General features: G+C 66.7%; 20 protein-coding genes. 6 read left to right on the top strand and 14 right to left on the bottom strand.

Annotation, left to right across the window (positions count from 1 at the left end; all coding sequences use genetic code 11):
- On the top strand, positions 1 to 269 hold a 269-nt coding region (locus PV761_RS15200), incomplete at its 5' end, for a hypothetical protein (protein WP_347897936.1).
- A 133-nt stretch (positions 270 to 402) separates the two neighbouring features.
- Here PV761_RS15200 and tyrS read toward each other — a convergent pair.
- From tyrS to PV761_RS15180, 4 genes are all read right to left on the bottom strand, one after another.
- A complete protein-coding gene (tyrS, locus tag PV761_RS15195) occupies positions 403 to 1,716 on the bottom strand; it encodes a tyrosine--tRNA ligase (protein ID WP_028271895.1) in 1,314 nt (437 codons plus the stop codon).
- Positions 1,717 to 1,869: 153 nt separating this feature from the next.
- Positions 1,870 to 4,098, bottom strand: a complete 2,229-nt coding sequence (locus PV761_RS15190) for an AAA family ATPase (protein ID WP_028271896.1) — start codon at positions 4,096 to 4,098, stop codon at positions 1,870 to 1,872.
- Positions 4,099 to 4,264: 166 nt separating this feature from the next.
- Complete coding sequence (locus PV761_RS15185; RefSeq protein WP_347897934.1) at positions 4,265 to 4,822, bottom strand: adenine phosphoribosyltransferase; 558 nt, start codon at positions 4,820 to 4,822, stop codon at positions 4,265 to 4,267.
- A 31-nt stretch (positions 4,823 to 4,853) separates the two neighbouring features.
- Entirely contained in the window at positions 4,854 to 5,531 is a 678-nt protein-coding gene (locus tag PV761_RS15180; protein ID WP_347897932.1) for a DNA-3-methyladenine glycosylase, read from the bottom strand.
- A 107-nt stretch (positions 5,532 to 5,638) separates the two neighbouring features.
- Between PV761_RS15180 and PV761_RS15175 the strand changes: the two genes are divergently transcribed.
- Both PV761_RS15175 and PV761_RS15170 read left to right on the top strand, forming a co-directional pair.
- Positions 5,639 to 7,189: an AlkA N-terminal domain-containing protein gene (locus tag PV761_RS15175; RefSeq protein ID WP_347897930.1), complete on the top strand. Its 1,551-nt coding sequence runs from the start codon at positions 5,639 to 5,641 to the stop codon at positions 7,187 to 7,189.
- A 56-nt stretch (positions 7,190 to 7,245) separates the two neighbouring features.
- Positions 7,246 to 7,740 carry a methylated-DNA--[protein]-cysteine S-methyltransferase gene (locus tag PV761_RS15170; RefSeq protein ID WP_347897928.1) on the top strand — a complete coding sequence of 165 codons (495 nt, stop codon included), beginning with the start codon at positions 7,246 to 7,248 and terminating at the stop codon, positions 7,738 to 7,740.
- Positions 7,741 to 7,785: 45 nt separating this feature from the next.
- Here the strand turns inward: PV761_RS15170 and PV761_RS15165 are convergent, their stop codons facing one another.
- From PV761_RS15165 to argC, 10 genes are all read right to left on the bottom strand, one after another.
- A complete protein-coding gene (locus PV761_RS15165) occupies positions 7,786 to 8,523 on the bottom strand; it encodes a maleylpyruvate isomerase family mycothiol-dependent enzyme (protein WP_347897926.1) in 738 nt (245 codons plus the stop codon).
- Positions 8,524 to 8,554: 31 nt separating this feature from the next.
- Positions 8,555 to 9,094, bottom strand: coding sequence for a pyridoxamine 5'-phosphate oxidase family protein (locus tag PV761_RS15160; RefSeq protein WP_347897924.1), 540 nt, complete (start codon positions 9,092 to 9,094; stop codon positions 8,555 to 8,557).
- Positions 9,095 to 9,230: 136 nt separating this feature from the next.
- On the bottom strand, positions 9,231 to 10,670 hold the full coding sequence (gene argH, locus PV761_RS15155; RefSeq protein WP_347897922.1) for an argininosuccinate lyase: 1,440 nt from the start codon (positions 10,668 to 10,670) through the stop codon (positions 9,231 to 9,233).
- 6 nt (positions 10,671 to 10,676) lie between these two features.
- A complete protein-coding gene (locus PV761_RS15150; protein ID WP_347897920.1) occupies positions 10,677 to 11,882 on the bottom strand; it encodes an argininosuccinate synthase in 1,206 nt (401 codons plus the stop codon).
- Positions 11,883 to 11,925: 43 nt separating this feature from the next.
- Positions 11,926 to 12,456 (bottom strand): arginine repressor, encoded by a 531-nt coding sequence (locus tag PV761_RS15145; protein ID WP_028271905.1) that lies wholly within the window; start codon positions 12,454 to 12,456, stop codon positions 11,926 to 11,928.
- Positions 12,456 to 13,463: an ornithine carbamoyltransferase gene (argF, locus tag PV761_RS15140; RefSeq protein ID WP_347897918.1), complete on the bottom strand. Its 1,008-nt coding sequence runs from the start codon at positions 13,461 to 13,463 to the stop codon at positions 12,456 to 12,458. The genes PV761_RS15145 and argF overlap by 1 nt, the downstream gene beginning before the upstream one ends.
- Positions 13,460 to 14,764 (bottom strand): acetylornithine transaminase, encoded by a 1,305-nt coding sequence (locus tag PV761_RS15135; protein ID WP_347897916.1) that lies wholly within the window; start codon positions 14,762 to 14,764, stop codon positions 13,460 to 13,462. The genes argF and PV761_RS15135 overlap by 4 nt, the downstream gene beginning before the upstream one ends.
- Positions 14,761 to 15,708, bottom strand: a complete 948-nt coding sequence (argB, locus tag PV761_RS15130; RefSeq protein WP_028271908.1) for an acetylglutamate kinase — start codon at positions 15,706 to 15,708, stop codon at positions 14,761 to 14,763. The genes PV761_RS15135 and argB overlap by 4 nt, the downstream gene beginning before the upstream one ends.
- A 28-nt stretch (positions 15,709 to 15,736) precedes the next feature.
- Positions 15,737 to 16,903 carry a bifunctional glutamate N-acetyltransferase/amino-acid acetyltransferase ArgJ gene (argJ, locus tag PV761_RS15125; RefSeq protein WP_028271909.1) on the bottom strand — a complete coding sequence of 389 codons (1,167 nt, stop codon included), beginning with the start codon at positions 16,901 to 16,903 and terminating at the stop codon, positions 15,737 to 15,739.
- A complete protein-coding gene (argC, locus tag PV761_RS15120; RefSeq protein WP_028271910.1) occupies positions 16,900 to 17,931 on the bottom strand; it encodes an N-acetyl-gamma-glutamyl-phosphate reductase in 1,032 nt (343 codons plus the stop codon). Before argC ends, argJ begins: the two co-directional genes overlap by 4 nt.
- A gap of 214 nt (positions 17,932 to 18,145) precedes the next feature.
- Here argC and PV761_RS15115 point away from each other — a divergent pair, with 214 nt between their 5' ends.
- The 3 genes from PV761_RS15115 (at position 18,146) to PV761_RS15105 (ending at position 21,927) form a co-directional block, all read left to right on the top strand.
- Entirely contained in the window at positions 18,146 to 19,234 is a 1,089-nt protein-coding gene (locus PV761_RS15115; RefSeq protein WP_347897913.1) for an acyl-CoA desaturase, read from the top strand.
- Positions 19,235 to 19,381: 147 nt separating this feature from the next.
- Positions 19,382 to 20,488, top strand: a complete 1,107-nt coding sequence (locus PV761_RS15110; RefSeq protein WP_347897911.1) for an IS110 family transposase — start codon at positions 19,382 to 19,384, stop codon at positions 20,486 to 20,488.
- Positions 20,489 to 20,961: 473 nt separating this feature from the next.
- A complete protein-coding gene (locus PV761_RS15105; RefSeq protein ID WP_028271912.1) occupies positions 20,962 to 21,927 on the top strand; it encodes a quinone oxidoreductase in 966 nt (321 codons plus the stop codon).
- The last annotated feature ends 106 nt before the right edge of the window (positions 21,928 to 22,033 follow it).

Raw genomic sequence — 22,033 nt, 5'->3', positions numbered from 1 at the left:
TCAATTCAACCAATTCAATACAAAAAATTGGTATCAACAAACTTGGCACACTATTGAGTTCTCAAACAACAGACACATTCGAATACTTTTCAAACAATTACTTGAATTCCAATGAATTCTTTTGTTATCATTTCTTCGCTGCGATGTTTCTAGCTTATTTCATTCATTTCCACTTTGCAAATCCGGTTATTCTTCCGAAGTTCACTTGGTGGAGTGAATCCGCCCAGCAAAATATGAAGCAATTTTTCATTTCTGCGACTTGCGCATAAAGAATTGCTTTTCATTTGAAGGGGGTCTGTCACCACTCAGCGGCGGCGACTCAGAAAACAATACACGCTCCTCCCCGGCCCCGCAAATCGGCCGGAAAGGAGCGTGCATTTGACGTCCTGGAAGCTGCCAGCCCTAGGAGGCTGCCACTTCCACGGTTGCCAGGTTCTTCTTCCCGCGGCGCAGGAGCAGGTAGCGTCCATGCAGAAGTTCACTGCCCGGAATGACCGCCTCAGGATCGGTCACCTTGGTGTTGTTGACATAGGCACCGCCTTCGCCCACGGTCCGGCGGGCAGCCGATTTGCTGTCCGAAAGCCCGGAGGCCACGAGCAGATCCACGATGCCAAGGCCATCAGCGGCAACACGGGCCGAGGGCAGCTCGGCGGTGGCAGCCGTGAGGGTCCGTTCGTCCAGCGCCGCAAGGTCCCCGCCGCCGAACAGAGCAGCGGAAGCGGCGATGACCTTTTCCGTTGCTTCCACGCCATGGACCAGGGAGGTCACTTCGAACGCAAGCCGGCGCTGGCCTTCGCGGGCAAAGGGGCGTTCCGCGATGGAAACTTCCAGTGCCTCGATCTCGGCACGGGTCAGGAAGGTGAACACCTTCAATCGAGCGGCGACGTCGGCGTCGGCCGTGTTCAGCCAGAACTGGTAGAACGCGTACGGGCTGCACATCTCCGGATCGAGCCAGATGGCGTTACCTTCGCTCTTACCGAATTTGGTGCCGTCCGAATTGGTGATGAGCGGCGTGCCCAGCGCGTGCACGTGCTTGCCCTCAACCTTGCGGATGAGTTCGGTGCCGCTGGTGAGGTTGCCCCACTGGTCGGAGCCGCCGGTTTCCAGCACGCAACCGTAGTCACGGAAGAGCTGGAGGTAATCCATGCCCTGCAGGATCTGGTAGCTGAACTCGGTGTAGCTGATGCCTTCATCCGAGCTGAGGCGGGAGGCGACGGCGTCCTTGCGGAGCATGGTGCCGACCCGGAAGTGCTTTCCGATGTCGCGCAGGAAGTCGATGGCGCTCAAGGGAGCGGTCCAGTCCAGGTTGTTAACCATCCTGGCTGCGTTTTCGCCGTCAAAGCTGAGGAAGCGGCGGACCTGTGCCTGGAGGTACCCGACCCATTCGGAAACTGTGTCCTTGGTGTTCAAGGTACGTTCCGCCGTCGGGCGCGGGTCACCGATCAGGCCCGTCGATCCGCCAACCAGGCCCAGTGGCCTGTGGCCGGCGAGCTGGATGCGGCGCATAAGGAGCAGCTGCACGAGGTTGCCCAGGTGCAGGCTGGGAGCGGTGGGATCGAATCCGCAGTAATAGGTGATCGGGTCCCCGGCGAGCAGCTTTTCCAGTTCCACTTCATCAGTGGACACATGGACCAGGCCGCGCCAGTTGAGCTCCTGCCAGATGTTGGCAAAGGTCGGATCGTTCTGCTGGGACTCGAGATCATTTAGTTGGGACACGTGATCTAAGTTAGCAGGATTGGCCGGTCCCCAGCGCTGCGCAGGCGTCAAATGAGCGTTGCGTGACAGTGCCTCCGGACCGGTGGGAGGCCGGAATAATCCGGTCCTCCCGCCAGCCGAGTTCCAGCCGGGACCCAGCGGGTACCGCCGGGATCAGCGTTCGATGCCTGCCGGCACCGGAGCGGCGGAGATGAGCCGCAGCCGCTGGGTGGGCCGGGTCATGGCAACGTAGAGGTCCCCCACCCGTCCGTGTTCGTGGTTGAGCATCATGGACGGCTCGAGCACCACTACGCCGTCGAACTCCAGGCCCTTGGCCTCGCGCGGGCTGATGACCACAATGTCCTGCTCGTAGCTGCCGGCACCGGTACCGACCCGGCGGCCGTAGGCGGCGCGCAGCGCGGACGTGGCCTGCGGGAGGAGCTCTCCGTCGGCAATCACCGCAAGCAGGCCGCCGTCGAGCGCGTCCAGTTCATCCGGAAGGACCTCAACGAGCCGGCTGACGACTGCCCCGTCCTCCACGCGGTCAATGATCGGCGACCAGCGTCCCTCCCGGACAGCCTTGGGAGCCGAAATCACCAGTCCGGCGGCAGTGGCCATCCGGGCTGCTGCCTCCGCGATCTGCGACGGCGTGCGGTAGTTGACGGTGAGTTCCTCGAGCTGCCAGCGGTCGCCGAACATCGGCTCCAGCGCGCTCTGCCAGGACTTGGCCCCGGCCACGGAACTGGTCTGGGCGATGTCGCCGACAATCGTGAACGACTTCAGCGGGCAGCGCCGGACCAGCAGGCGCCACTGCATCGGCGACAGTTCCTGGGCCTCGTCGACAACGATGTGCCCGAACGCCCAGGTGCGGTCGCTGGTGGCCCGTTCCGCCGCGGTGAGCCGCGCTTCGCGCTCCTGGTTCTGGTCCACGAGTTCCTCGGCCGTCATCAGGACGTCCACCCCTGCGGTTTCCATGTTCACCAGCGTCTGCTTGGCGTTGGCGATGTCCCGGGCGCGGTCGTGCTCCTGCTGGGCCAGGCCACGGCCCGCTGCGGGATCAAGCTCGCCCAGCAGTTCGGCGGCCTCGTCCAGCAGCGGCACATCGGCCTCGGTCCAGGGACTGTCGGCAGGGCGGGCCAGCAGCGCACGTTCAGCATCGGTCAGCTGGGGCGTGCAGGCTTCGAGGATGGCCGGCTTGCTGAACAGCTCGGAGATGAGCTTCTCCGGCGTCATCGGCATCCAGCAAAGGTTCAGCGCGATGCGTACATCGCGGGCTGTGCGGACGTCCTCGGCGAGGTACGAGCGGTCGGCGTTATTGCCGATGCTGCCGGCCTCGACGAGCTCGGTCATCTGTTCCGTCAGCTCGCGGAGAAGGATCTTCACGAACGTCAGGCGCGCCTCGTTGTGCGGCTTATGGGTGGCGCGGGCCTTCTCCCGGGCCCGGCGCACCTGGCGCGGGGTCAGGACCAGCTTGCGGCCGTCCACTTCGAGGATCCGGTTCTCGGCCGGAATGCGCTGCCGGTTGGACACCGCATTGGCCACGACCTCGGCCATGTCCAGCCGTCCCTTGACGGCCGCGACGTCCGCTTCCTGCTCCGGTACGGCATTGATGCCCGGCATGAGCCGCCCGACGCTCGCCATGACCACACCCGTCTCGCCGAGTGACGGCAGGACGCGCTCAATGTACTTCATGAAGGACGACGACGGGCCCACAAGGAGCACACCGGCCGTCTTGAGCCGGTCGCGGTGGGTGTACAGGAGGTACGCGGCACGGTGCAGGGCAACAGCGGTCTTGCCTGTTCCGGGGCCGCCCTGGACGACGACGGCGCCGGAGATGGAGGAGCGGATGATCCGGTCCTGTTCCGACTGGATGGTGCCCACGATGTCGGACATCCGTCCGGTGCGCTTGGAATTCAGGGCTGCCAGCAGCGCGCCCTCCCCCTGCAGGGATTCGTTGTCGGCCAGCATGTCGGCGTCCAGGACGTCGTCTTCAATGGCCTTGACCTCGCGGCCCTGCAGAATCAGGTGGCGGCGGCGGCGCACGCCCTGGCGGTCGAAGGCAGTGGCCTGGTAGAAGTGCCCGGCTTCGGGCGCGCGCCAGTCAACCATGAGCCGCTGGAGGTCATCAGTCGTCAGGCCGATACGGCCGATGTACTGCGCCTCCCCCGAGTCCAGGTCAAGGCGGCCAAAAACCAGCCGGTCGTCCACGGCGTCCAACTGCGCCAGGCGGTCCTCATAAAGGGCCGCAAACGCGTCCCGTTCGGAAACGTTTTGCATTGTTCCCACGGCTCCGGCACGGCGGACCTGGGCTAGCTGAGTGCGCTTTTCCTCGCGCAACTCATCAAGGCGGGCATACAGTCCCGCAACATAGTCCCGTTCATGGGCCAAATCAGCGTCGAGCATCGAGACTTTCCCCTATCGCAAAAGACAGACCGTCCATTCTACAACCATTTTGTTGAACGCGCCTGAAACAATTCAGTTCCCCGGGTTTCCGCTCCCCGCATCGGCCGCCGGGTCCACACCCGCGCCGGTTCAACGGCGCCCGTTCAACGGCCCTGGCGGGCCCACGCTAGATCCTGATGAGCGAGCGGACGCGGTGGCCGCTCAGGGCCGAACGGCCGCGAAGCTCGCCGAGTTCCATGACCACGCCCACTCCGGCAACGTGCACGCCACAGCGCTCAAAGAGCCGCGTGGCGGCCCCGAGCGTGCCGCCCGTGGCAAGGACGTCGTCGAGAATCAGCACCCGGCTTCCGGCCGGCAGGTCGGTGGTGTGCAGTTCCAGCGTTGCGCTGCCGTACTCCAGCGCGTAGTCCTCCGAGATCACCTTGCGGGGGAGCTTGCCGGCTTTGCGTACGGTAATCACGCCGGTGTTGGTGGCGTAGGCGGCAGCGGCCGCCAGGAGGAAGCCACGGGCCTCCACTCCGGCGACGGCGTCGAACTGGCCCTTGAACGGCTCCACGAGGGCGTCCACGACGGCGTGGAGGGCGGCACCGTTGGCGAAGACCGGAGTCAGGTCCTTGAAGATGATTCCGGGTTTGGGGTAGTCCGGCACCGTCGCGCAGAGGCTGTTGATCAGCTGGTCCACGGGAACGTTTCGTCTGGCCTGGCCCGGCTCGCTTGGATTCACGCATCCACCCTATGCCGGTGGAGGCTATTCTTCACGATCCGGGCGCGTCCTCGGGGCGGTCCGGGCGCACTTTCGCTGCCTTGTAGCGCGAGACGGTGGGATCGCCGGTCAGCCAGAACCGCCACGGATACGCATGGCTGCCGCCAGCACCCGAAACCCCCACGCGCGGCCCGGTGCTGATGTCGCGTGCCCGTGCCACCGGCAGTTCCAGCCTGAACGGTTCACCGAGGGCGTCCCGCCCGCTGTCCGCCGTCGTCAGTCCCAGTGCCGTGGCGAGCCGGGCCGGGCCGCTGGCCAGGTCTTTGGAGGATTTCGACGTCGGCCGCCTGGCCCGGGCAAGCTCCTCGCCGCCCACTATTTCCCCGCCCCGCAGCAGCAGTGCCGACGCCGTTCCGGGCGGTCCGCAAACAATGTTGGCGCAATAGTGCATGCCGTAGGTGAAGTAGACGTAGAGGTGCCCGGCGGGGCCGAACATGGGTTTGTTGCGGCCGGTCTGTCCGCGGAAGGTGTGGGAACCGGGGTCCGGGTGCGGGGAGTCATGGGGGCCCAGATAGGCCTCCACCTCGGTGATCCGTACGGAAACCGCACCCTCCGGGCTGTTATGGGTGAGTACAGCGCCAAGCACCAGGGGCGCCACGTGCCGGGCGTCCCCGGACAGCACCTGCCGCACGGCGTGTTCGTGTCCGGGGCGCGGCGGCCTGCTGCTCATGCACTGACTTTAACAAAGCCTTTGACAAAGCGCCGCCGCATCAAGGCCTCCATGGCCGTGTCCGATTTCCGCTAGCCCCCGCTGCGGGGACCTGACAGGATGGAGCCATGGACTTCTGGCAGCGCTACCGGGCAATCGACGCCCGCGACACCCGTTTCGACGGGCAGTTCTACACCGCTGTCCGGACAACCGGCATCTATTGCCGGCCCTCCTGCCCGGCCAGGACGCCGAAGGCGGAGAACGTCACGTTCTACGAAACCTCCGCTGCGGCCCACGATGCCGGGTACCGGGCGTGCAAGCGGTGCCTGCCGGAAGCCGTTCCGGGCACGCCGGCGTGGAACATCCGCTCCGACATTGCGGGGCGGGCGATGCGGCTCATCAACGACGGCGTGATCAACCGCGACGGCGTGGAGGGGCTCGCCTCGCGGCTCGGCTACTCGTCCCGGCAGCTCAACCGGATCCTCAGCCACGAACTGGGCGCCGGTCCCCTGTCGCTGGCGCGGGCCAGCAGGGCCCAGACCGCCCGGACGCTTCTGGTATCCACGCAGATGAAGCTCGCCGATGTCGCGTTCGCAGCGGGGTTCAGCAGCGTCCGCCAGTTCAATGAAACCATCGGCGAGGTCTTCGCCATGACGCCGACGGCACTCCGGGGCACGGCAGTCCGGGGCAGCGCACTCCGGGGGACCGCCCACCGGGCGCCCGCCGCGACCACGGCGCTGACACTGAACCTGCCCTACCGTGAACCGTTCGACCCAGGCGTTTTCGATTTCCTTGCCGTCCGGGCCATTCCCGGGATTGAGGCCGGCACCGCATCCTCTTACGCCAGGACCCTGCGGCTCCCGCACGCTGACGCCCGCTTTGGCGTGACGTACGACGCCGGCGCCCCGGGGCGGCCACTCGTCCTCACCATCGGTGCGGTGGACCTCCGGGACCTGCCGTCACTGCTGAGCCGGGTCCGCCGCCTCCTGGATCTCGACGCCGACCCTGTGGCCATCGACGGCGCACTGGCCGCGGATCCGCGGCTGGCACCCGCCGTCAAGGCCCTCCCTGGCATGCGGATGCCCGGGGCCGTGGATCCGCAGGAATTGCTGATCCGGGCCATGACCGGCCAGCAGATCACTGTCGCGGCTGCCCGGACCGCCCTCACCCAGCTGTCTGCCTGCGGGAGCGAGAGCCTGGCGCCCGCGGACGGACTGCACCGGCTCTTTCCCACAGCTGCCCAGATTGCCGACCCGGGTTTCGGCCTGCTGCGTGGACCCCAACGGCGGATCGATTCCGTGCGGGCCGCAGCCAGTGCCATGGCCGCCGGTGACCTTGACTTCGGCTACGGGGACGACCTCGCCGGCCTGCAATCAAAGCTCCTTCCACTGCCCGGCGTAGGGCCCTGGACCGTGGGCTACGTCGCCATGCGCGTGATTGGTGCGCCGGACGTGTTCCTGGCCAATGACGCGGCTGTCCGCAACGGCATCCTCGCCCTCAGCGCCGGCAACCCGGCGGGCGCCGGCACACCGGACTTCACCGAAGTGAGCCCCTGGCGTTCATATGCCACCATGCACCTTTGGCGGGCGGCCGCCATCAGCCCGAAGCCCAGGCGGGCCCGGCAGGCGCCGGCGCCGTCAGCTGTCCGCCGTACCGCAGATTTAACCCTGCAGAGTTAACCCGCCGATTCAGCCCCGAAGTTCAAACCGAAGATTTAACCCAGGAAAGTGAAGAAATGAAAGCCGAACTTCTGACCATATCCACTCCGGACGGTCCGTTCACCATCATTGCCCGCGACGGTGCCGTCCTGGCCTCCGGCTGGACTGCCGAGACTGCGGAGCTGACCGGACAGATCCATCCCGAACTGCTGCCGGATGAATTCGTCCCCGTCACGGACCTGGGCGAAATCTCCGACGCCGTCAAGGCTTTCTACGACGGCGATCCGGCACCGGCCATGCGGGTGCCCGTCCTGCAGAAATCGGGGCCGTTCCGCAGCCATGCCTGGGACGTCCTCCGCACGGTGAGCCCGGGACGGCCTGTCACCTACACCGAATACGCGGAGCTGTCCGGAAACCCCCGGGCCGTCCGGGCTGCGGCGAGTGCCTGCGCGTTCAACGCGGCCGCCCTCTTCGTGCCGTGCCACCGCGTGGTACGGACAGATGGAACGCTGGGCGGATTCCGGTGGGGACTCGCCGTTAAGGAAAGCCTGCTGGGACGCGAAAAGGGCTGACGGGACCATTGGCGGCGGCCCGGGGGGCCAACCTGCCGGCCGGCCCTACTTGGTGCTCGGAACGCCCGCCGGCCAGGGCAGCAACGCCGGAAGATCCACGCCGTCGGCGGCAGCAGACGCCCGCAGGCTGCCAAGGGAAGGTTCGCGCCCCGCGAGCCAGGCCGCGATGTCCGTCAGCATTCCGTTGATGACGGTGGACCGGTTTCCGGTGCCGATGGTCACGGGCGGAAGGCCGAGGGGCTGTAGCACGAACCGCTGCCCGTCCGGCACCCGGGCTGCCAGGAAATCGAACAGGTGCTCGCAGAAGGGCCGGCTCCAGGTTTCCGGGCCAAGGCCGGTGTTCAGGTCCGAGGCATGGATCACGAGTTCCCGCCAAAGCGCGAACCCGCCGTCCTGCACCACTCCCCCGCGGTAGGAAATCGGAACCTGCCAGGCTCCGGCGTCCAAGGAATCGAAGGCACGCATGGCGCGCTCCAGCGCAGAATCCAGATCGGCCCGGTGTTCCGCCAGGCTGTGGCCGGCTGCCATTTCGATGGCCTTGGTGCGGCCCTCTTGGCCGCCGTCGTAAAGTTCCACGGTTTCGCCGCGGGCGGCGAATTCCAGTTGCCGGGCCATCGCGTTCGAAATACCGGCCAGGTGCGCGAGCACGTGGCCCCGTGTCCAGCCCGGCAGCAGGGAGGATGCCGGGACGTCTTCGTCGGTGAGTTTGCCGGCCTGGGAGGCAACGACGTCGGCGGCTTTGTGGAGTTCGGCGAGCAGCGCGTCCGTTGTGATTGCGGTCATACCCGCCATCGTAGCGGACAGTTAATCGCAGTTAACGCAGGTCGGGCTCCTGGCCGCGGCCGTAGCGGTGGCGCACGTGGCGGCGGTCGTGCCGGGCCTGCCAGAACTCGACCTCGTGCGGCTGGACCGCATAGACCTGCCAGTCCGGATTCTCGCTGCCGTCCGCCGCAGGCCTGGCGGCCCAGTCCGCCGCCGATGCCTCCGCGGACAGCTCCACGACGGGGCCGGCCACCCGGACCTGCCGGGCCTGCAGCGGCCAGTAGAAGTTCAGCGCTGCCTTCGGCGTCGCCGCGAGTTCCTGGCCCTTACGTGAGGTGCGGGATGTCGCGATGTGCCAGCCGTCGTCGTCGATGTCTTTCAGGATCAGCATCCGGGACGACGGCTGGGCATCGGCTCCCACAGTGGCCACGCTGCACGCATGCGGCTGGCGTTCCCCGGCGGCCAGCGCCTCCCCGAGCCATTGCCGGAACAGCTCGGCCGGGTCCGCAGGGGCAACCGCGGGGTCAAAATCCGGCAGGTTGTCGGGGAAATCCGGCAGGGCGCGGAGGTACCGGCGGAAGGATTCGCTCATGGCGCCATCGTAGCGGGGAGCGCCCGGCGGTTAACGCACAACGCTCTCTCAGCTCCTGCGCGAAAACCGCCAACGCTTGCGGAAAGTGAGAGAGCGAGGGCCCAAAAGCGGCAGGAAGTGAGAGAGCGTCTGACTGCTACCCGGCGTACTCCCGCACGCCGGCGAGCTCGCCCTCGAGGGCGAGCAGCTGGCGTTCGACGGCGGCGGGTGCGGTGCCGCCCTGGGAGTTGCGGCTGTTGAGCGACCCCTCCGTGGACAGGACCGTACGGACCTCCGGCGTCAGGTGCTCTGAGATGGCGGCGTATTCCTCGTCCGTCAGGTCCCACAGCTCAACGTCCCGGCTTTCCGCCTGCTTGACCGCTGCTCCGGAAAGCTCGTGCGCCTCACGGAACGGAACGCCCTGGCGGACCAGCCATTCGGCAATGTCCGTGGCCAGCGCGAAGCCCTGGGGTGCCAGGGACTCCATCCGCTCCGTGTTGAACTTCAGCGTCGCGATCATGCCCGAGACAGCCGGGAGCAGCAGCTCCAGGGTGTCGGCGGCGTCGAACACGGGCTCCTTGTCCTCCTGCAGGTCGCGGTTGTACGCGAGCGGCAGGCCCTTGAGCGTGGCCAGCAGCCCGGTCAGGTTGCCGATCAGCCGGCCGGCCTTGCCGCGCGCGAGCTCGGCAACGTCCGGGTTCTTCTTCTGCGGCATGATCGAGGACCCCGTGGAATAGGAATCATGCAGGGTCACAAAGGAGAACTCCTTCGTGGCCCACAGGATCACTTCCTCCGACACGCGGGAGAGGTCAACCCCGATCATCGAACACACCCAGGCGAACTCGGCGAAGACATCGCGCGAGGCGGTGCCGTCGATCGAGTTGTGCGTGGCCGAGAAGAAGCCAAGGTCCGCCGCCACGGCTTCCGGGTCCAGGCCCAGCGAGGAGCCCGCGAGGGCCCCCGAACCGTACGGCGAAACCCCTGCGCGCTTGTCCCAGTCCTGCAGCCGCTGCACATCGCGCAGCAGCGCCCAGGCGTGCGCCAGCAGGTGGTGGCTGAGCAGGACCGGCTGGGCGTGCTGGAGGTGCGTGCGGCCCGGCATGGCCACACCATGGTGCGCCTTGGCCTGGTCCACCAGCGCGTCGATCGTGGCCAGGACACCCCGGGCAACAATCCGGGCGTGATCACGCAGGAACATCCGCCCCAGCGTGGCCACCTGGTCGTTGCGGGACCTGCCGGCACGGAGCTTGCCGCCAAGCTGGGTACCGGCACGCTCGATCAGTCCGCGTTCCAGTGACCCGTGGACGTCCTCATCGGACTCCGCCGGCAGGTAGGCGCCGGACGCGACGTCGTCGTCCAGTTGGCTCAACGCAGCAAGCATGCCTTCGAGCTCGGCGTCGTCCAGCAGCCCGGCCTTGTGCAGCACGCGGGCGTGCGCCTTGGACCCGGCGATGTCGTAGCGGGCCAGCCGCCAGTCAAAGTGCGTGGACTTGCTCAGCGCCGCGAGGGCGTCGGCGGGGCCGCCGGCGAACCGGCCACCCCACAGCGCACCCGTGTTGGTGGCTTCTGCCTTCTTGGTTTCGACGGGCTCAACCACCGATTCTTACTTTCCTGCGACGCGGATGTCGCGGCCGGAGGCAACCTTGGCGGACATGCCCCACAGTTCGATGAAGCCGCGCGCCATCGACTGGTCGAACGTGTCGCCGGTGTCGTAAGTAGCGAGGTCGAAGTCGTAGAGCGAGGTCTCGGAGCGGCGTCCGTTGACGATCGCTTGGCCGCCGTGCAGGGTCATGCGGATGTCGCCGGAGACGTACTTCTGGGTGTCTTCGATGAAGGCGTCGAGGGAGCGCTTCAGCGGGGAGAACCACTGGCCGTCGTAGACCAGTTCTGCCCAGCGCTGGCCCACGGTGGCCTTGAAGCGGGCCTGCTCGCGCTCCACCGTGATGTCCTCGAGGTGCTTGTGCGCGGTGATCAGCGCCATGGCGCCGGGGGCCTCGTAGATCTCGCGGGACTTGATGCCGACGAGGCGGTCCTCGACGACGTCGATCCGGCCCACGCCCTGGGCGCCGGCGCGGCGGTTGAGTTCTTTGATGGCCTGCAGCGGGGTGACCTTGACGCCGTCGATCGCTACCGGAACGCCGGCTTTGAAGGAGATGGTGACTTCATCCGGTGCCGGCGGGAATTCCGGGGTGGCGGTGTAGTCGTAGATGTCCTTGGTGGGGGCGTTCCAGATGTCTTCGAGGTAGCCGGTTTCGACGGCGCGGCCCCAGACGTTCTGGTCGATCGAGTACGGGTTCTTCTTGGTGGTCTCGATCGGCAGTCCCTTTTCCTCGGCGAAGGCGATGGCCTTGTCGCGGGTCAGGGCGAGGTCGCGGACGGGGGCGATGCATTTCAGGTCCGGCCCGAGGGTCTGGATGCCCACTTCGAAGCGGACCTGGTCGTTGCCCTTGCCCGTGCAGCCGTGGGCCACGGTGGTGGCGCCGAATTCGCGGGCGGCCTTGACCAGGTGCTTGACGATCACCGGGCGGGAGATCGCGGAAACCAGCGGGTAGTGGCCCTGGTAGAGGGCGTTGGCCTTCAGCGTGGGTATGCAGTACTCGTTGGCGAACTCGTCGGACGCGTCCGCCACGTAGGCCTCGACGGCGCCGCAGCCCAGGGCACGCTGGCGGATGGTCTCCAGCGACTCGCCGCCCTGTCCGACGTCGACCGCAACGGCGATCACCTCGGCACCGGTCGCTTCACCGATCCAGCCGATCGCTACGGAAGTATCCAGGCCACCGGAGTAGGCCAGCACAATACGCTCAGTCACTTCAAATGCTCCTTAGTTGTTTGGTTCTTGGTTGTCTTCAAGCTTATTGGCCGGCTTCTTCGGCAAACTGCAGGAAGCGGGCGGCCACGTCCGCTCCGCCCAGCGGGTCCCGCGTGACCAGCAGCACGGTATCGTCACCGGCGATGGTCCCCAGGATGGACGGCATCACCGAGTGGTCGATCGCCAGTGCCAGGAAGTTAGCGGCGCCCGGCGGGGTCCTCAGGACCACGATATTGGCCGAGGCCTCCGCCGTCACCAGCAGTTCGCCGCACAGGCGGGCGAGCCGGGCATCCAGGATCTCCTGGGTGACTCCGGCCTTGGCTGCACGCTCCCCGCCCTCCCCCGGAACGGCGTACACCAGCACGCCGTCCTTGCCGCGGACCCGGACGGCGCCGAGTTCCACGAGGTCGCGGGACAGCGTGGCCTGGGTGACCTGGACGCCGTCGTCCGCCAGCAGCGCGGCAAGCTCTGCCTGCGAACGGACGGATTCACCGGTCAGGATCGCGGTGATCCGCGCCAGCCTGGCCGTTTTGGTGGCCGGGCTCGCGCCCGGTACCGACGGGTTGGTGGACACTAGAACGTGCTCTCCCCGGTTCCTTCAACGGGGGAGAGACCGTCGACGAAGGCCAGCCCCGACCGGTGCATGAGCCACGCCATCAGCGCCTTCTGGGCGTGCAGACGGTTTTCCGCCTCATCCCAGACGATCGATTGCGGACCGTCGATGACCCCCGCGGAGATCTCATAGCCCCGGTACGCCGGCAGGCAGTGAAGCACGACGGCGTCCGGCGCCGCGAGCTGCATCGCCGCTTCATCCACGGAATAGTCGCGGAACAGCTGGAGCCGGGCTTCCTTCTCGGCTTCCTGTCCCATGGACACCCAGGTGTCGGTGGCGACGACGTCGGCCCCCTTAAGGGCTTCCGCGGCGTCCGTGGTGATCAGCACCGAACCGCCCGTTTCCGCGGCCCGCTCCTCCGCGGCAGCGACGATGTCCGCGGCCGGCAGGTAGCCGTCCGGTCCGGCAATGCGCACGTGCATCCCGGCGGTCACGCCGGCCAGCAGGTACGAGTTCGCCATGTTGTTGGCGGAGTCGCCCAGGTAGCTCATGGTGAGGCCCTTGAGCTCGCCCTTGTGTTCCTTGACGGCAAGCAGGTCGGCGAGGAGCTGGCAGGGGTGGTAGTCATCGCACAGGGCATTGATGACCGGGACTTTGGAGTTCTCGGCCATGGCCACCAGCCCGGAGTGCGCCCCGGTGCGCCAGACGATCGTGGAGACCATGCGCTCGAGGACCCTGGCGGTGTCCTCCACCGATTCCTTGTGGCCGATCTGCGCCTCACCCGGATTGATGATGAGGGCGTTTCCGCCCATGTCGGCCACGCCGGTGGCGAAGGACACCCGGGTCCGGGTGGACGTCTTATCGAAGATGACGGCGACGGTCTTGCGTCCGCTGCCCGCGGCGGCAAAGGGCTGCACGCTGTAGGGCGCAGCCTTCATGCGGACCGCGAGATCCAGGACCTCGGCCTGTTCGGCCGGCGTGAGGTCGGTGTCCTTGAGGAAGTGACGGGTGGTTGCGGAGCTGGTCACTGGGCATCCTTTGCGGTCTGGAGGAGCGTGGGCAGGGCCTGGATGAAGCTGTCGGCCTGTTCGGCCGTCAGGATCAGCGGCGGGGCAAGGCGGATGGTGCGCGGACCGGGGCTGTTGACGATGAATCCGGCATCCAGTCCTGCGGTCACTACGGCGGGGGCAATGTCCGCGTCCAGGTCAAAGCCGATCAGGAGGCCTTCGCCGCGCACTTCCGTGACGCCGTCGACGTCGGCGAGTTTGGAACGGAGGAGTTCGCCCACGGTGCGGACGTTGTCCAGGACGCGCTGGCTTTCAATGGCGTGCAGGGTGGCCAGTGCGGCGGCCGTTGCCACCGGATTCCCGCCGAAGGTGGTGCCGTGCTGGCCGGCCGTGAGGAGCGAGGACGTCTCAGGGCCAAAGGTGACCAGCGCCCCGATCGGGAAGCCGCCGCCCAGGCCCTTGGCCAGGGTCACGGCGTCCGGGACGATCCCGGCGTCTTCACTGGCCAGCCACGTGCCCGTGCGGCCGATGCCGGTCTGGACCTCGTCGAGGATCAGGAGCGCGCCGGCCTTCGTCGTGGCCTCGCGTGCTGCCTGCAGGTAGCCGGGGGGCAGCGGCCGGACGCCTGCTTCACCCTGGATCGGTTCCAGGAAGACCGCCGCGGTGGTTTCGTCGATTTCCCCGAGCAGGGCGTCAATGTCCCCGAACGGGATATGGACAACGCCGCCGGGAAGCGGTTCGAACGGCGCCCGGTAGGCAGCCTTGGCGGTCAGTGCCAAAGCGCCCATGGTGCGTCCGTGGAAGGCGCCCTCCAGCGCGATGATCTTGGTCCGCCGCTTGACGACGCTGCCGGGGCCGGCGGTGCCGGTTCCGGAGGTGGCTGTGGGGACCTCCGCGCCGGAGTTGCGGCGGGCCAGCTTGAACGCCGCCTCCACCGCTTCCGTGCCGGAGTTGGCGAAGAACACTTTGGACCCCGCCGGCGCCTTGGTGAGCTCAAGCAGCTTCTCGGCCAGCGCGATCTGTGTGGGGCTCGTAAAGAAGTTGGAGACGTGGCCCAGGGTGGCCAGCTGGCTGGAAATCACCGACGTCACGAACGGATGGGCATGGCCCATCGCGTTCACGGCGATGCCGCCCAGCAGGTCCAGGTACTCCTTGCCGTCGGCGTCCCAGACCAGGCAGCCGGCGCCGCGGACCAGGACACGCTGCGGGGTGCCGAAAACGCCCATGAGGGACGAGGAGTACCGGTTCAGCCACTCGGCACCGGTCGGGTGGCCCTTGGTTTCGACGAGCTCGACTACCGGGGACTTTTCAATCTGGCTCATGCGTTCGTTTCCTCGTCCGGGACCACCTGCGTGCCGATGCCCGCGGTGGTGAATGTTTCCAGCAGCATGGAGTGCGGCAGCCGGCCGTCCACGATATGGGCGCGTTCCACGCCGTCGTCAACCGCCTTCAGGCAGGCGGCCATCTTGGGGATCATGCCCGATTCAAGCCTCGGCAGCATCTCGCGCAGCTCCGACGCCGTCAGGGACGAGATCAGCGACGACTTGTCCGGCCAGTTCGCATAGAGGCCCTCGACGTCGGTCAGGATGACCAGCTTGGAAGCGCCCAGGGCGGACGCGACGGCGGCCGCCGCGGTGTCCGCGTTCACGTTGAGCACCTGCCCGGTGGTGGAGCCGTCGTCGGCGATCTCCGGGGCCACGGTTGAAATCACCGGGATCCGGCCGGCCGCCAGGATATCAACGATGCCTTCCGGGTTGACCCCCACAACCTCGCCGACGAGGCCCAGGTCCACTTCTTCGCCGTCCACGACGGTTCCGGTGCGGACGGCACGCAGCAGGCCGCCGTCTTCACCGGACATGCCGACGGCGTAGGGGCCGTGCGAGTTGATCAGGCCCACCAGTTCGCGGCCCACCTGGCCCGTCAGGACCATCCGCACAACATCCATGGCCTCGGGGGTGGTAACGCGCAGCCCGCCCTTGAACTCGGACTCGATGCCGAGCCGGCTGAGCATCGAGTTGATCTGCGGGCCGCCGCCGTGGACCACCACGGGGTGGATGCCCACATGGTGCAGGAACACGACGTCCTCGGCGAAAGCACGGCGGAGTTCTTCGTTGACCATGGCGTTGCCGCCGTACTTGATCACCATGGTGGTGCCCGCAAAGCGCTGGATCCAGGGCAGGGCCTCGATCAGCGTGCCGGCCTTGTCCTGGGCAGCTTTGGTTGTATCGGGCCCGATAGATGTGGTCGCGCGTGTCTGGGTGCTCATGTGTCTCCCCGGAAGGTGGGTGCTTCGCCTAGCTGGAGTAGGCGCTGTTTTCGTGGACGTAGTCGTGCGTGAGGTCGTTGGTCCAGATCGTTGCCTCGGCGTCGCCGGCCTGCAGGTCGATCTCAACAAGGACTTCGCGCGGTTCCAGGTCCACCAGGCTGCGGTCCTCGCCGATGGATCCGTTCCGGCAGATCTGCACGCCGTTCATGGACACGTTCAGCTGGTCCGGCTCGAACGCGGCGTCGGTGGTGCCGACGGCGGAGAGCACGCGGCCCCAGTTGGGGTCCTTGCCGAAAATGGCCGTCTTGAAGAGGTTGGAGCGGGCCACGGCCCGGCTCACGATCTCCGCGTCCTTCTCGCTGGCCGCGTTGAACGTGCGGATGGCGATGTCATGGCTGGAGCCCTCGGCGTCGCCGATCAGCTTGCGGGCCAGTTCGGCGCAGACCTGCGTCAGCCCGGCACCGAAGTCCTTGGCCGAGGGCACGGCCCCGGATGCGCCGGAAGCGAGGAGCACCACGGTGTCGTTGGTGGACATGCAGCCGTCCGAGTCCGCCCGGTCAAAGGTGACGCGCGTGGCATCGCGGAGGACGACGTCGAGCATTTCCGGCTGGACTTCCGCATCGGTGGTGATGACCACGAGCATGGTGGCCAGCCCGGGAGCAAGCATGCCGGCACCCTTGGCCATCCCGCCGATGGTGTATTCGTTGCCTTCGGCGTCCTTGCCGGTGAACACGGCTTCCTTGGACACCGAGTCGGTGGTCATGATGGCCGTGGCCGCGGCCGGGCCGCCGTCAGCGCTGAGGGCGGCGTTGGCGGCGCTGATGCCCGGGATGATCTTGTCCATGGGCAGCTGCTCGCCGATCAGGCCGGTGGAGCAGACAAAGATGTCCGTGGCCGAGACGCCCAGGGCTTCAGCGGTCTTTTCAGCAGTGGTGTGGGTGTTCTGGAAGCCCTGCGGGCCGGTGCAGGCGTTGGCGCCGCCGGAGTTGAGGATGACGGCGTCGACCCGGCCGTCCTTCACCACCTCGCGGGACCAGTGCACCGGTGCTGCGGCCACGCGGTTGGACGTGAACACGGCGGCTGCGGCCTTGGAGGGGCCGTCGTTGACAACCAGGGCAAGGTCCGGATTCCCGGACGCCTTCAGGCCGGCTTTGACGCCGGCGGCGCGGAATCCCTTGGGGGCGGTAACGGTCACGGGGCAACTCCCTGCAGGTTGAGGCCGGCGGTTTCCGCCAGGCCAAGGGCGATATTCATGGACTGCACAGCGCCGCCGGCCGTCCCCTTGGTCAGGTTGTCGATGGCGCAGGTGACAATAACGCGGCCGGTGTGCGCGTCGAAGGCCAGCTGCATCACGGCGTGGTTGGAGCCCTGCACGGACTTGGTGGCGGGCCACTGGCCTTCGGGGAGCAGGTGCACGAACGGTTCGTCGTCGTACGCTTCTTCCCAGGCGGCGCGCAGCTCTGCCGCCGTGACACCGGGCTTCACCCGGGCGGTTGCCGTGGTGAGGATGCCGCGGCTCATCGGCGCGAGGGTGGGCGTGAAGGACACCGTCACGGCTTCGCCCGCGGCGTTGCCCAGGCCCTGCTCGATCTCGGGGGTGTGCCGGTGGCCGCCGCCCACGCCGTAGGGGCTCATCGACCCCATGACCTCGGAGCCAATGAGGTTCACTTTCGCGGCTTTCCCGGCACCCGAGGTGCCCGAGGCAGAGACGATCACGACGTCGTCGGGCTGGAGGAGACCCGCGGCGAAGCCGGGCGTAAGGGCCAGCAGGGACGACGTCGGGTAGCAGCCCGGTACGGCGATCCGTTTGGCGCCCTTGAGCTTTTCCCGCTGGCCGGGCAGCTCAGGGAGCCCGTAGGGCCAGGTTCCGGCGTGCGCGGAGCCGTAGAACTTTTCCCAGGCTGCGGGATCTTCCAGCCGGTGGTCCGCACCGGCGTCGATCACCACCGTGCCGTCGGGCAGCTGGGCCGCGATCTCGGCAGACGCCCCGTGCGGGAGCGCCAGGAACACCACGTCGTGGCCGGAGAGGTTCTCCACCGTGGTGTCTTCAAGGATGCGGCTGGCCAGACCATGGAGATGCGGCTGCAATTCGCCTAGTCTTGAACCGGCGTTGCTGTGTGCTGTGATGGCGCCGATGGTGACGTCGGGGTGCCCGGCCAGAAGGCGAAGCACCTCACCGCCGGCGTAACCGCTGGCACCGGAAACGGCAACAGAAATAGTCATGGAAACGACTATACAGCAAGACTATGCATAGAACCCGATATTTATGCATGCGCTGGCACCTGCGCCCGTTCAAGCGCCGGTCCCCGCGCCCGCTCACGCTCGCGTCAAGCCCGCATTGCGAGCGTCAGCGTATGCTTGGAGAAGGGTGATCCTGACCGCGCGGTCCGAATGTCGGCTGCAGCGTTGCCCGTAACAGTTACGAGGCCCCGAGTCCATGACCCCCACCACTACTTCGGAGCGCCCGCAGACGCGTGTCCGGCAGCCCAACCAGGTTGTCCTGAGCTATTCCGAACTCCTCAAGACCGTCAAGGCCGCCGGCCTGCTCGAACGACGCGTCGGGTTTTACATCACGGTCTTCTCCGTCCTGGTGCTCCTGATGACGGCCGCCTGGTTCGGCTTCGCACTCATCGGTGACAGCTGGTTCCAGCTCCTCATCGCCGCCGCCATCGGTATCCTCTGCACGCAGCTGAGCTTCCTGGCGCACGAAGCCGGGCACCGCCAGATCTTCGCCTCCCGCCGCGCCAACGACTGGGCCGCCAGGCTGCTGGCCACGTCAGTCGCCGGCATGAGCTACTCCTGGTGGGAGCAGAAACACGGCGCCCACCACAACCACCCGAACGTCATTTCCAAGGATCCCGACATCGCGCCCGGACCCATCGCCTTCCACACCGAAGCGGTGGCCGACCGGAAGGGACGGTTCGCCTTCCTGACCCGCAAGCAGGGCTGGTTCTTCTTCCCGCTGCTGTTCCTGGTGGGCCTCGGCCTGCAGATCGATTCGGTCAAGTTCGTCTTCCGCCGCGCAAAGGTCACACACCGCTGGGTTGAACTCCCGATCCTCCTGGCCCGCCTAAGCCTGCTGCCGGTCCTCACGTTCACTTTCCTGCCGTGGGGTATGGCTTTGGCGTTCATCGGCGTCCAGCTCGCTGTCTTCGGTTTCTACATGGGCGCTTCCTTCGCCCCGAACCACAAGGGCATGCCGGTCCTGCCGGCGGACAGCCGCGTGGACTTCTTCAGCCGCCAGGTGCTGACTTCCCGGAACATCTCCGGCGGCCGTTTCATGGACATCCTGATGGGCGGACTCAACCGCCAGGCCGAACACCACCTCTTCCCGGACATGGCCCGCCCGCAGCTGGACAAGGCCGCCGTGATCGTCCGGGAGTTCTGTGCCAAGCACCAGGTCCCCTACACGGAGACCACCCTGCTGCAGTCCTACGGCATCATCGTCCGCTACCTCAACGACGTGGGCCTCAGCGCCGGGCGGCACTTCGAGTGCCCCGTGGCCACGGTGACCCGCCGCTACTAGACGATATGACTGTGCTGGACCGGATCTAACGTAGGACTGGAACCTCGGGTTCAAAGAGTTTCGTGGGTTGCCGGTCCCGACTTCCCCGCACGAAGGCGCGGGGTGTGGACTGGTAGAGCCACATTTGAACGTCTGGAGGTTCCAGCCATGAATAAGCGTACTTACGTCGGTTTGGATGTCCATGCGCGCAGCGTGAAAGGCTGCGCGATCGACCGTGAGACAGGCGAGATCCTGCGCCAGAGCCTGGCGGCCAACGATGCAGGGATAGCCGAGTGGGTGTCAGCGCTACCGGGCCCAGTCCTGGTTGTTTATGAGGCGGGTCCCACTGGATTCGGGTTAGCCAGGCTTCTGACTGCCTCCGGTATCGAATGCTTGGTCGCCGCACCGTCAAAGCTGCAAAGGCCCTCCGGAGACAGGATCAAGACTGATGTTCGGGATGCTGAGCATCTGGCCCGGTTGGCCCTGTTGGGGCAGATATCCCCGGTACGGGTTCCGGGCCGCGCGGATGAGGCAGCCCGGGATCTGGTGCGTGCCCGCGAGGATGTGCGGGCGGATCTGATGAGGGCCCGGCACCGCGTCTCAAAGCTACTGCTGCGCCACGGCCTGATCTACTCGGGCGGGCAGGGCTGGACCAACGCCCACCACACCTGGCTGCACCGGCAACACTTTGACAACCCTGCCCTGCAGGCCGCCTACGAGGCCAGCGTGGAAACGGCTGAACTGACGCTGGACCGCAGAGACCGGCTGGACGCGAAAATCACTGCCTTGGCGGCAACCGACCGGTATGCCCCGGTGGTCCACGCCCTAATGTGCTTGCGAGGAATCTCGGTGCTGACTGCCCTTGGCCTCGCAGTGGAAATCGGTGATTGGAACCGCTTCACCGGCAACACCATCGGCGCATACCTGGGCCTGGTCCCGTCCGAGCATTCCTCCGGAGCTTCCCGGTCCCAAGGCGGGATCACCAAGACCGGCAACACCCACGCCCGCCGACTACTGGTAGAGGCCGCGTGGCACCACCGCCGGCCCTATAACAACGTCAGCCGTGACATGCGCACCCGCTGGGGCATCGCGGACGAAGCGTCCCGTGTCCGCGGCCATCAAGGCAACTACAGGCTGCACCGCAAGTGGGAACAGTTCGAAGCCCGACACAAACGCCGGGTCATCGCCAACGTCGCCGTCGCCCGGGAACTGGCCGGCTGGTGCTGGTCCCTCGCCGCCCCGGTACAAAAGGAACAGCCATGGACGGATGAATAGACGTGTGCCGTTCCCGGCCCGGTCCGAATGGCTCGGCAGCGTGGAGGAGACCCGCGATACACCTATGGACAACCGGATTCCGCGGTGACGCCCGACATTGCTAGACCAGCGGCACCCCTCCAGCCGAACACCTCGTCCTGCGGTAACCAACCCGCGCATATCAGCATGACAGCGCCTCCCGTCGATCACGACGCGCCAGCCAAACGGGCGGACCACACAGGGAAACGGACACAATTGAGCGGTCCAGGACAACCCCCTCCTGGACCGCTCAACCTTGCCCTATTGACAAGGAACGCCTACATATCAACTAGGCGCCGCAGCCGGCGCCCAGCCGCTTACGGGGCGAGCCCCCTGATCCACGTTTGACCCGAAGTGACGGCCGGTTACCGGCCGTCACTTCGTCGTTGGCGGCGGTGTCCCTAGGATGGTTCCTGTATCCGGGCCTGGAAATCCCAGCCCAGGGAAGGAGACACATGATGCACGCAATTGTGGCCCGCCAGGCAGGCGGACCCGACGTCCTGGAACTGGCCGAGGTGGAGCGCCCGGTACCGGGTCCCCGCCAGCTGCTGGTCAAGGTGTCAGCCACCGGCGTGAACTTCATTGACACCTACAAGCGCAGCGGCACGTACAAAGTGGCCTATCCGTTTACCCCGGGTTCCGAGGCAGCCGGCACCGTGGAGGAAATCGGCGACGGCGTCACCGTGTTCTCCCCGGGCGACCGCGTGGCCACCGCCGAAGGCGCCAACTGCTACGCCGGCTACATCCTGGTGGACGAGGACAAAGCGCTGCCGGTCCCCCGCGGCGTGGACGATTTCACCGCTGCCGCCCTCCCGCTCCAGGGAATTACGGCGCACTACCTGATCAATTCCTCGTTCCGGGTGGAACCCGGCCACACCATCCTGCTCCACGCCGGGGCCGGCGGCGTGGGACTGCTGGCCATTCAACTGCTCAAGGCGAAGGGGGCCCGGGTCGTCACCACCGTCTCCACCGATGACAAGGCGAAGCTGGCCCGCGAAGCCGGCGCCGATCATGTCATCCCCTACGAGGGCTTCTCCGCCAAAGTCCGGGAGCTGACCGACGGCACCGGAGCGGATGCGGTGTACGACGGCGTCGGGAAGGACACGTTCGACGGTTCCCTCTCCGCGCTGCGCGTCCGCGGCACGCTGGTTCTTTTCGGTGCCGCTTCCGGCCCCGTTCCGCCGTTCGATCCGCAGCGGCTTAACGCCGGCGGCTCGCTGTACCTGACCCGACCCACCATCAACCACTTCCTCCGCAACGCCCAGGAACGCCGCTGGCGCTCGGACGAGGTCTTCGCAGCAGCTGCAGACGGGAGCCTCAAGGTCCGGATCGGCGGCCGCTACGACCTTGCCCACGCTGCCCGGGCACACGACGACCTGGAACAGCGCCGGACCACCGGCAAGATCATCCTCGTCCCCTGATCCGGCCAAATCCCCTGATCCGGTAAACAAGGCGTGAACCTCCGGCGAACTGCGACACCTTTTGTTCATCTTGTGCGGAAAGAATCACCCCGTGACTGAACTACCG

The sequence above is a fragment of the Arthrobacter sp. CC3 genome, from assembly GCF_039907775.1.
Classification (GTDB): Bacteria; Actinomycetota; Actinomycetes; order Actinomycetales; family Micrococcaceae; genus Arthrobacter.
The sequence above is the reverse complement of the archived record's forward strand: the minus strand, read 5'-3'. Positions and strand labels throughout refer to the sequence as shown.

Excerpts from the sequence above, each read along its gene's own strand:
- PV761_RS15190 (WP_028271896.1), bottom strand. The coding sequence starts at position 4,098 with ATGCTCGACGCTGATTTGGCCCATGAACGGGACTATGTTGCGGGACTG.
- PV761_RS15180 (WP_347897932.1), bottom strand. The coding sequence starts at position 5,531 with ATGAGCAGCAGGCCGCCGCGCCCCGGACACGAACACGCCGTGCGGCAG.
- PV761_RS15175 (WP_347897930.1), top strand. The coding sequence starts at position 5,639 with ATGGACTTCTGGCAGCGCTACCGGGCAATCGACGCCCGCGACACCCGT.
- PV761_RS15170 (WP_347897928.1), top strand. The coding sequence starts at position 7,246 with ATGAAAGCCGAACTTCTGACCATATCCACTCCGGACGGTCCGTTCACC.
- PV761_RS15165 (WP_347897926.1), bottom strand. The coding sequence starts at position 8,523 with ATGACCGCAATCACAACGGACGCGCTGCTCGCCGAACTCCACAAAGCC.
- PV761_RS15160 (WP_347897924.1), bottom strand. The coding sequence starts at position 9,094 with ATGAGCGAATCCTTCCGCCGGTACCTCCGCGCCCTGCCGGATTTCCCC.
- PV761_RS15135 (WP_347897916.1), bottom strand. The coding sequence starts at position 14,764 with ATGAGCCAGATTGAAAAGTCCCCGGTAGTCGAGCTCGTCGAAACCAAG.
- argB (WP_028271908.1), bottom strand. The coding sequence starts at position 15,708 with ATGAGCACCCAGACACGCGCGACCACATCTATCGGGCCCGATACAACC.
- argC (WP_028271910.1), bottom strand. The coding sequence starts at position 17,931 with ATGACTATTTCTGTTGCCGTTTCCGGTGCCAGCGGTTACGCCGGCGGT.
- PV761_RS15115 (WP_347897913.1), top strand. The coding sequence starts at position 18,146 with ATGACCCCCACCACTACTTCGGAGCGCCCGCAGACGCGTGTCCGGCAG.
- PV761_RS15110 (WP_347897911.1), top strand. The coding sequence starts at position 19,382 with ATGAATAAGCGTACTTACGTCGGTTTGGATGTCCATGCGCGCAGCGTG.
- PV761_RS15105 (WP_028271912.1), top strand. The coding sequence starts at position 20,962 with ATGATGCACGCAATTGTGGCCCGCCAGGCAGGCGGACCCGACGTCCTG.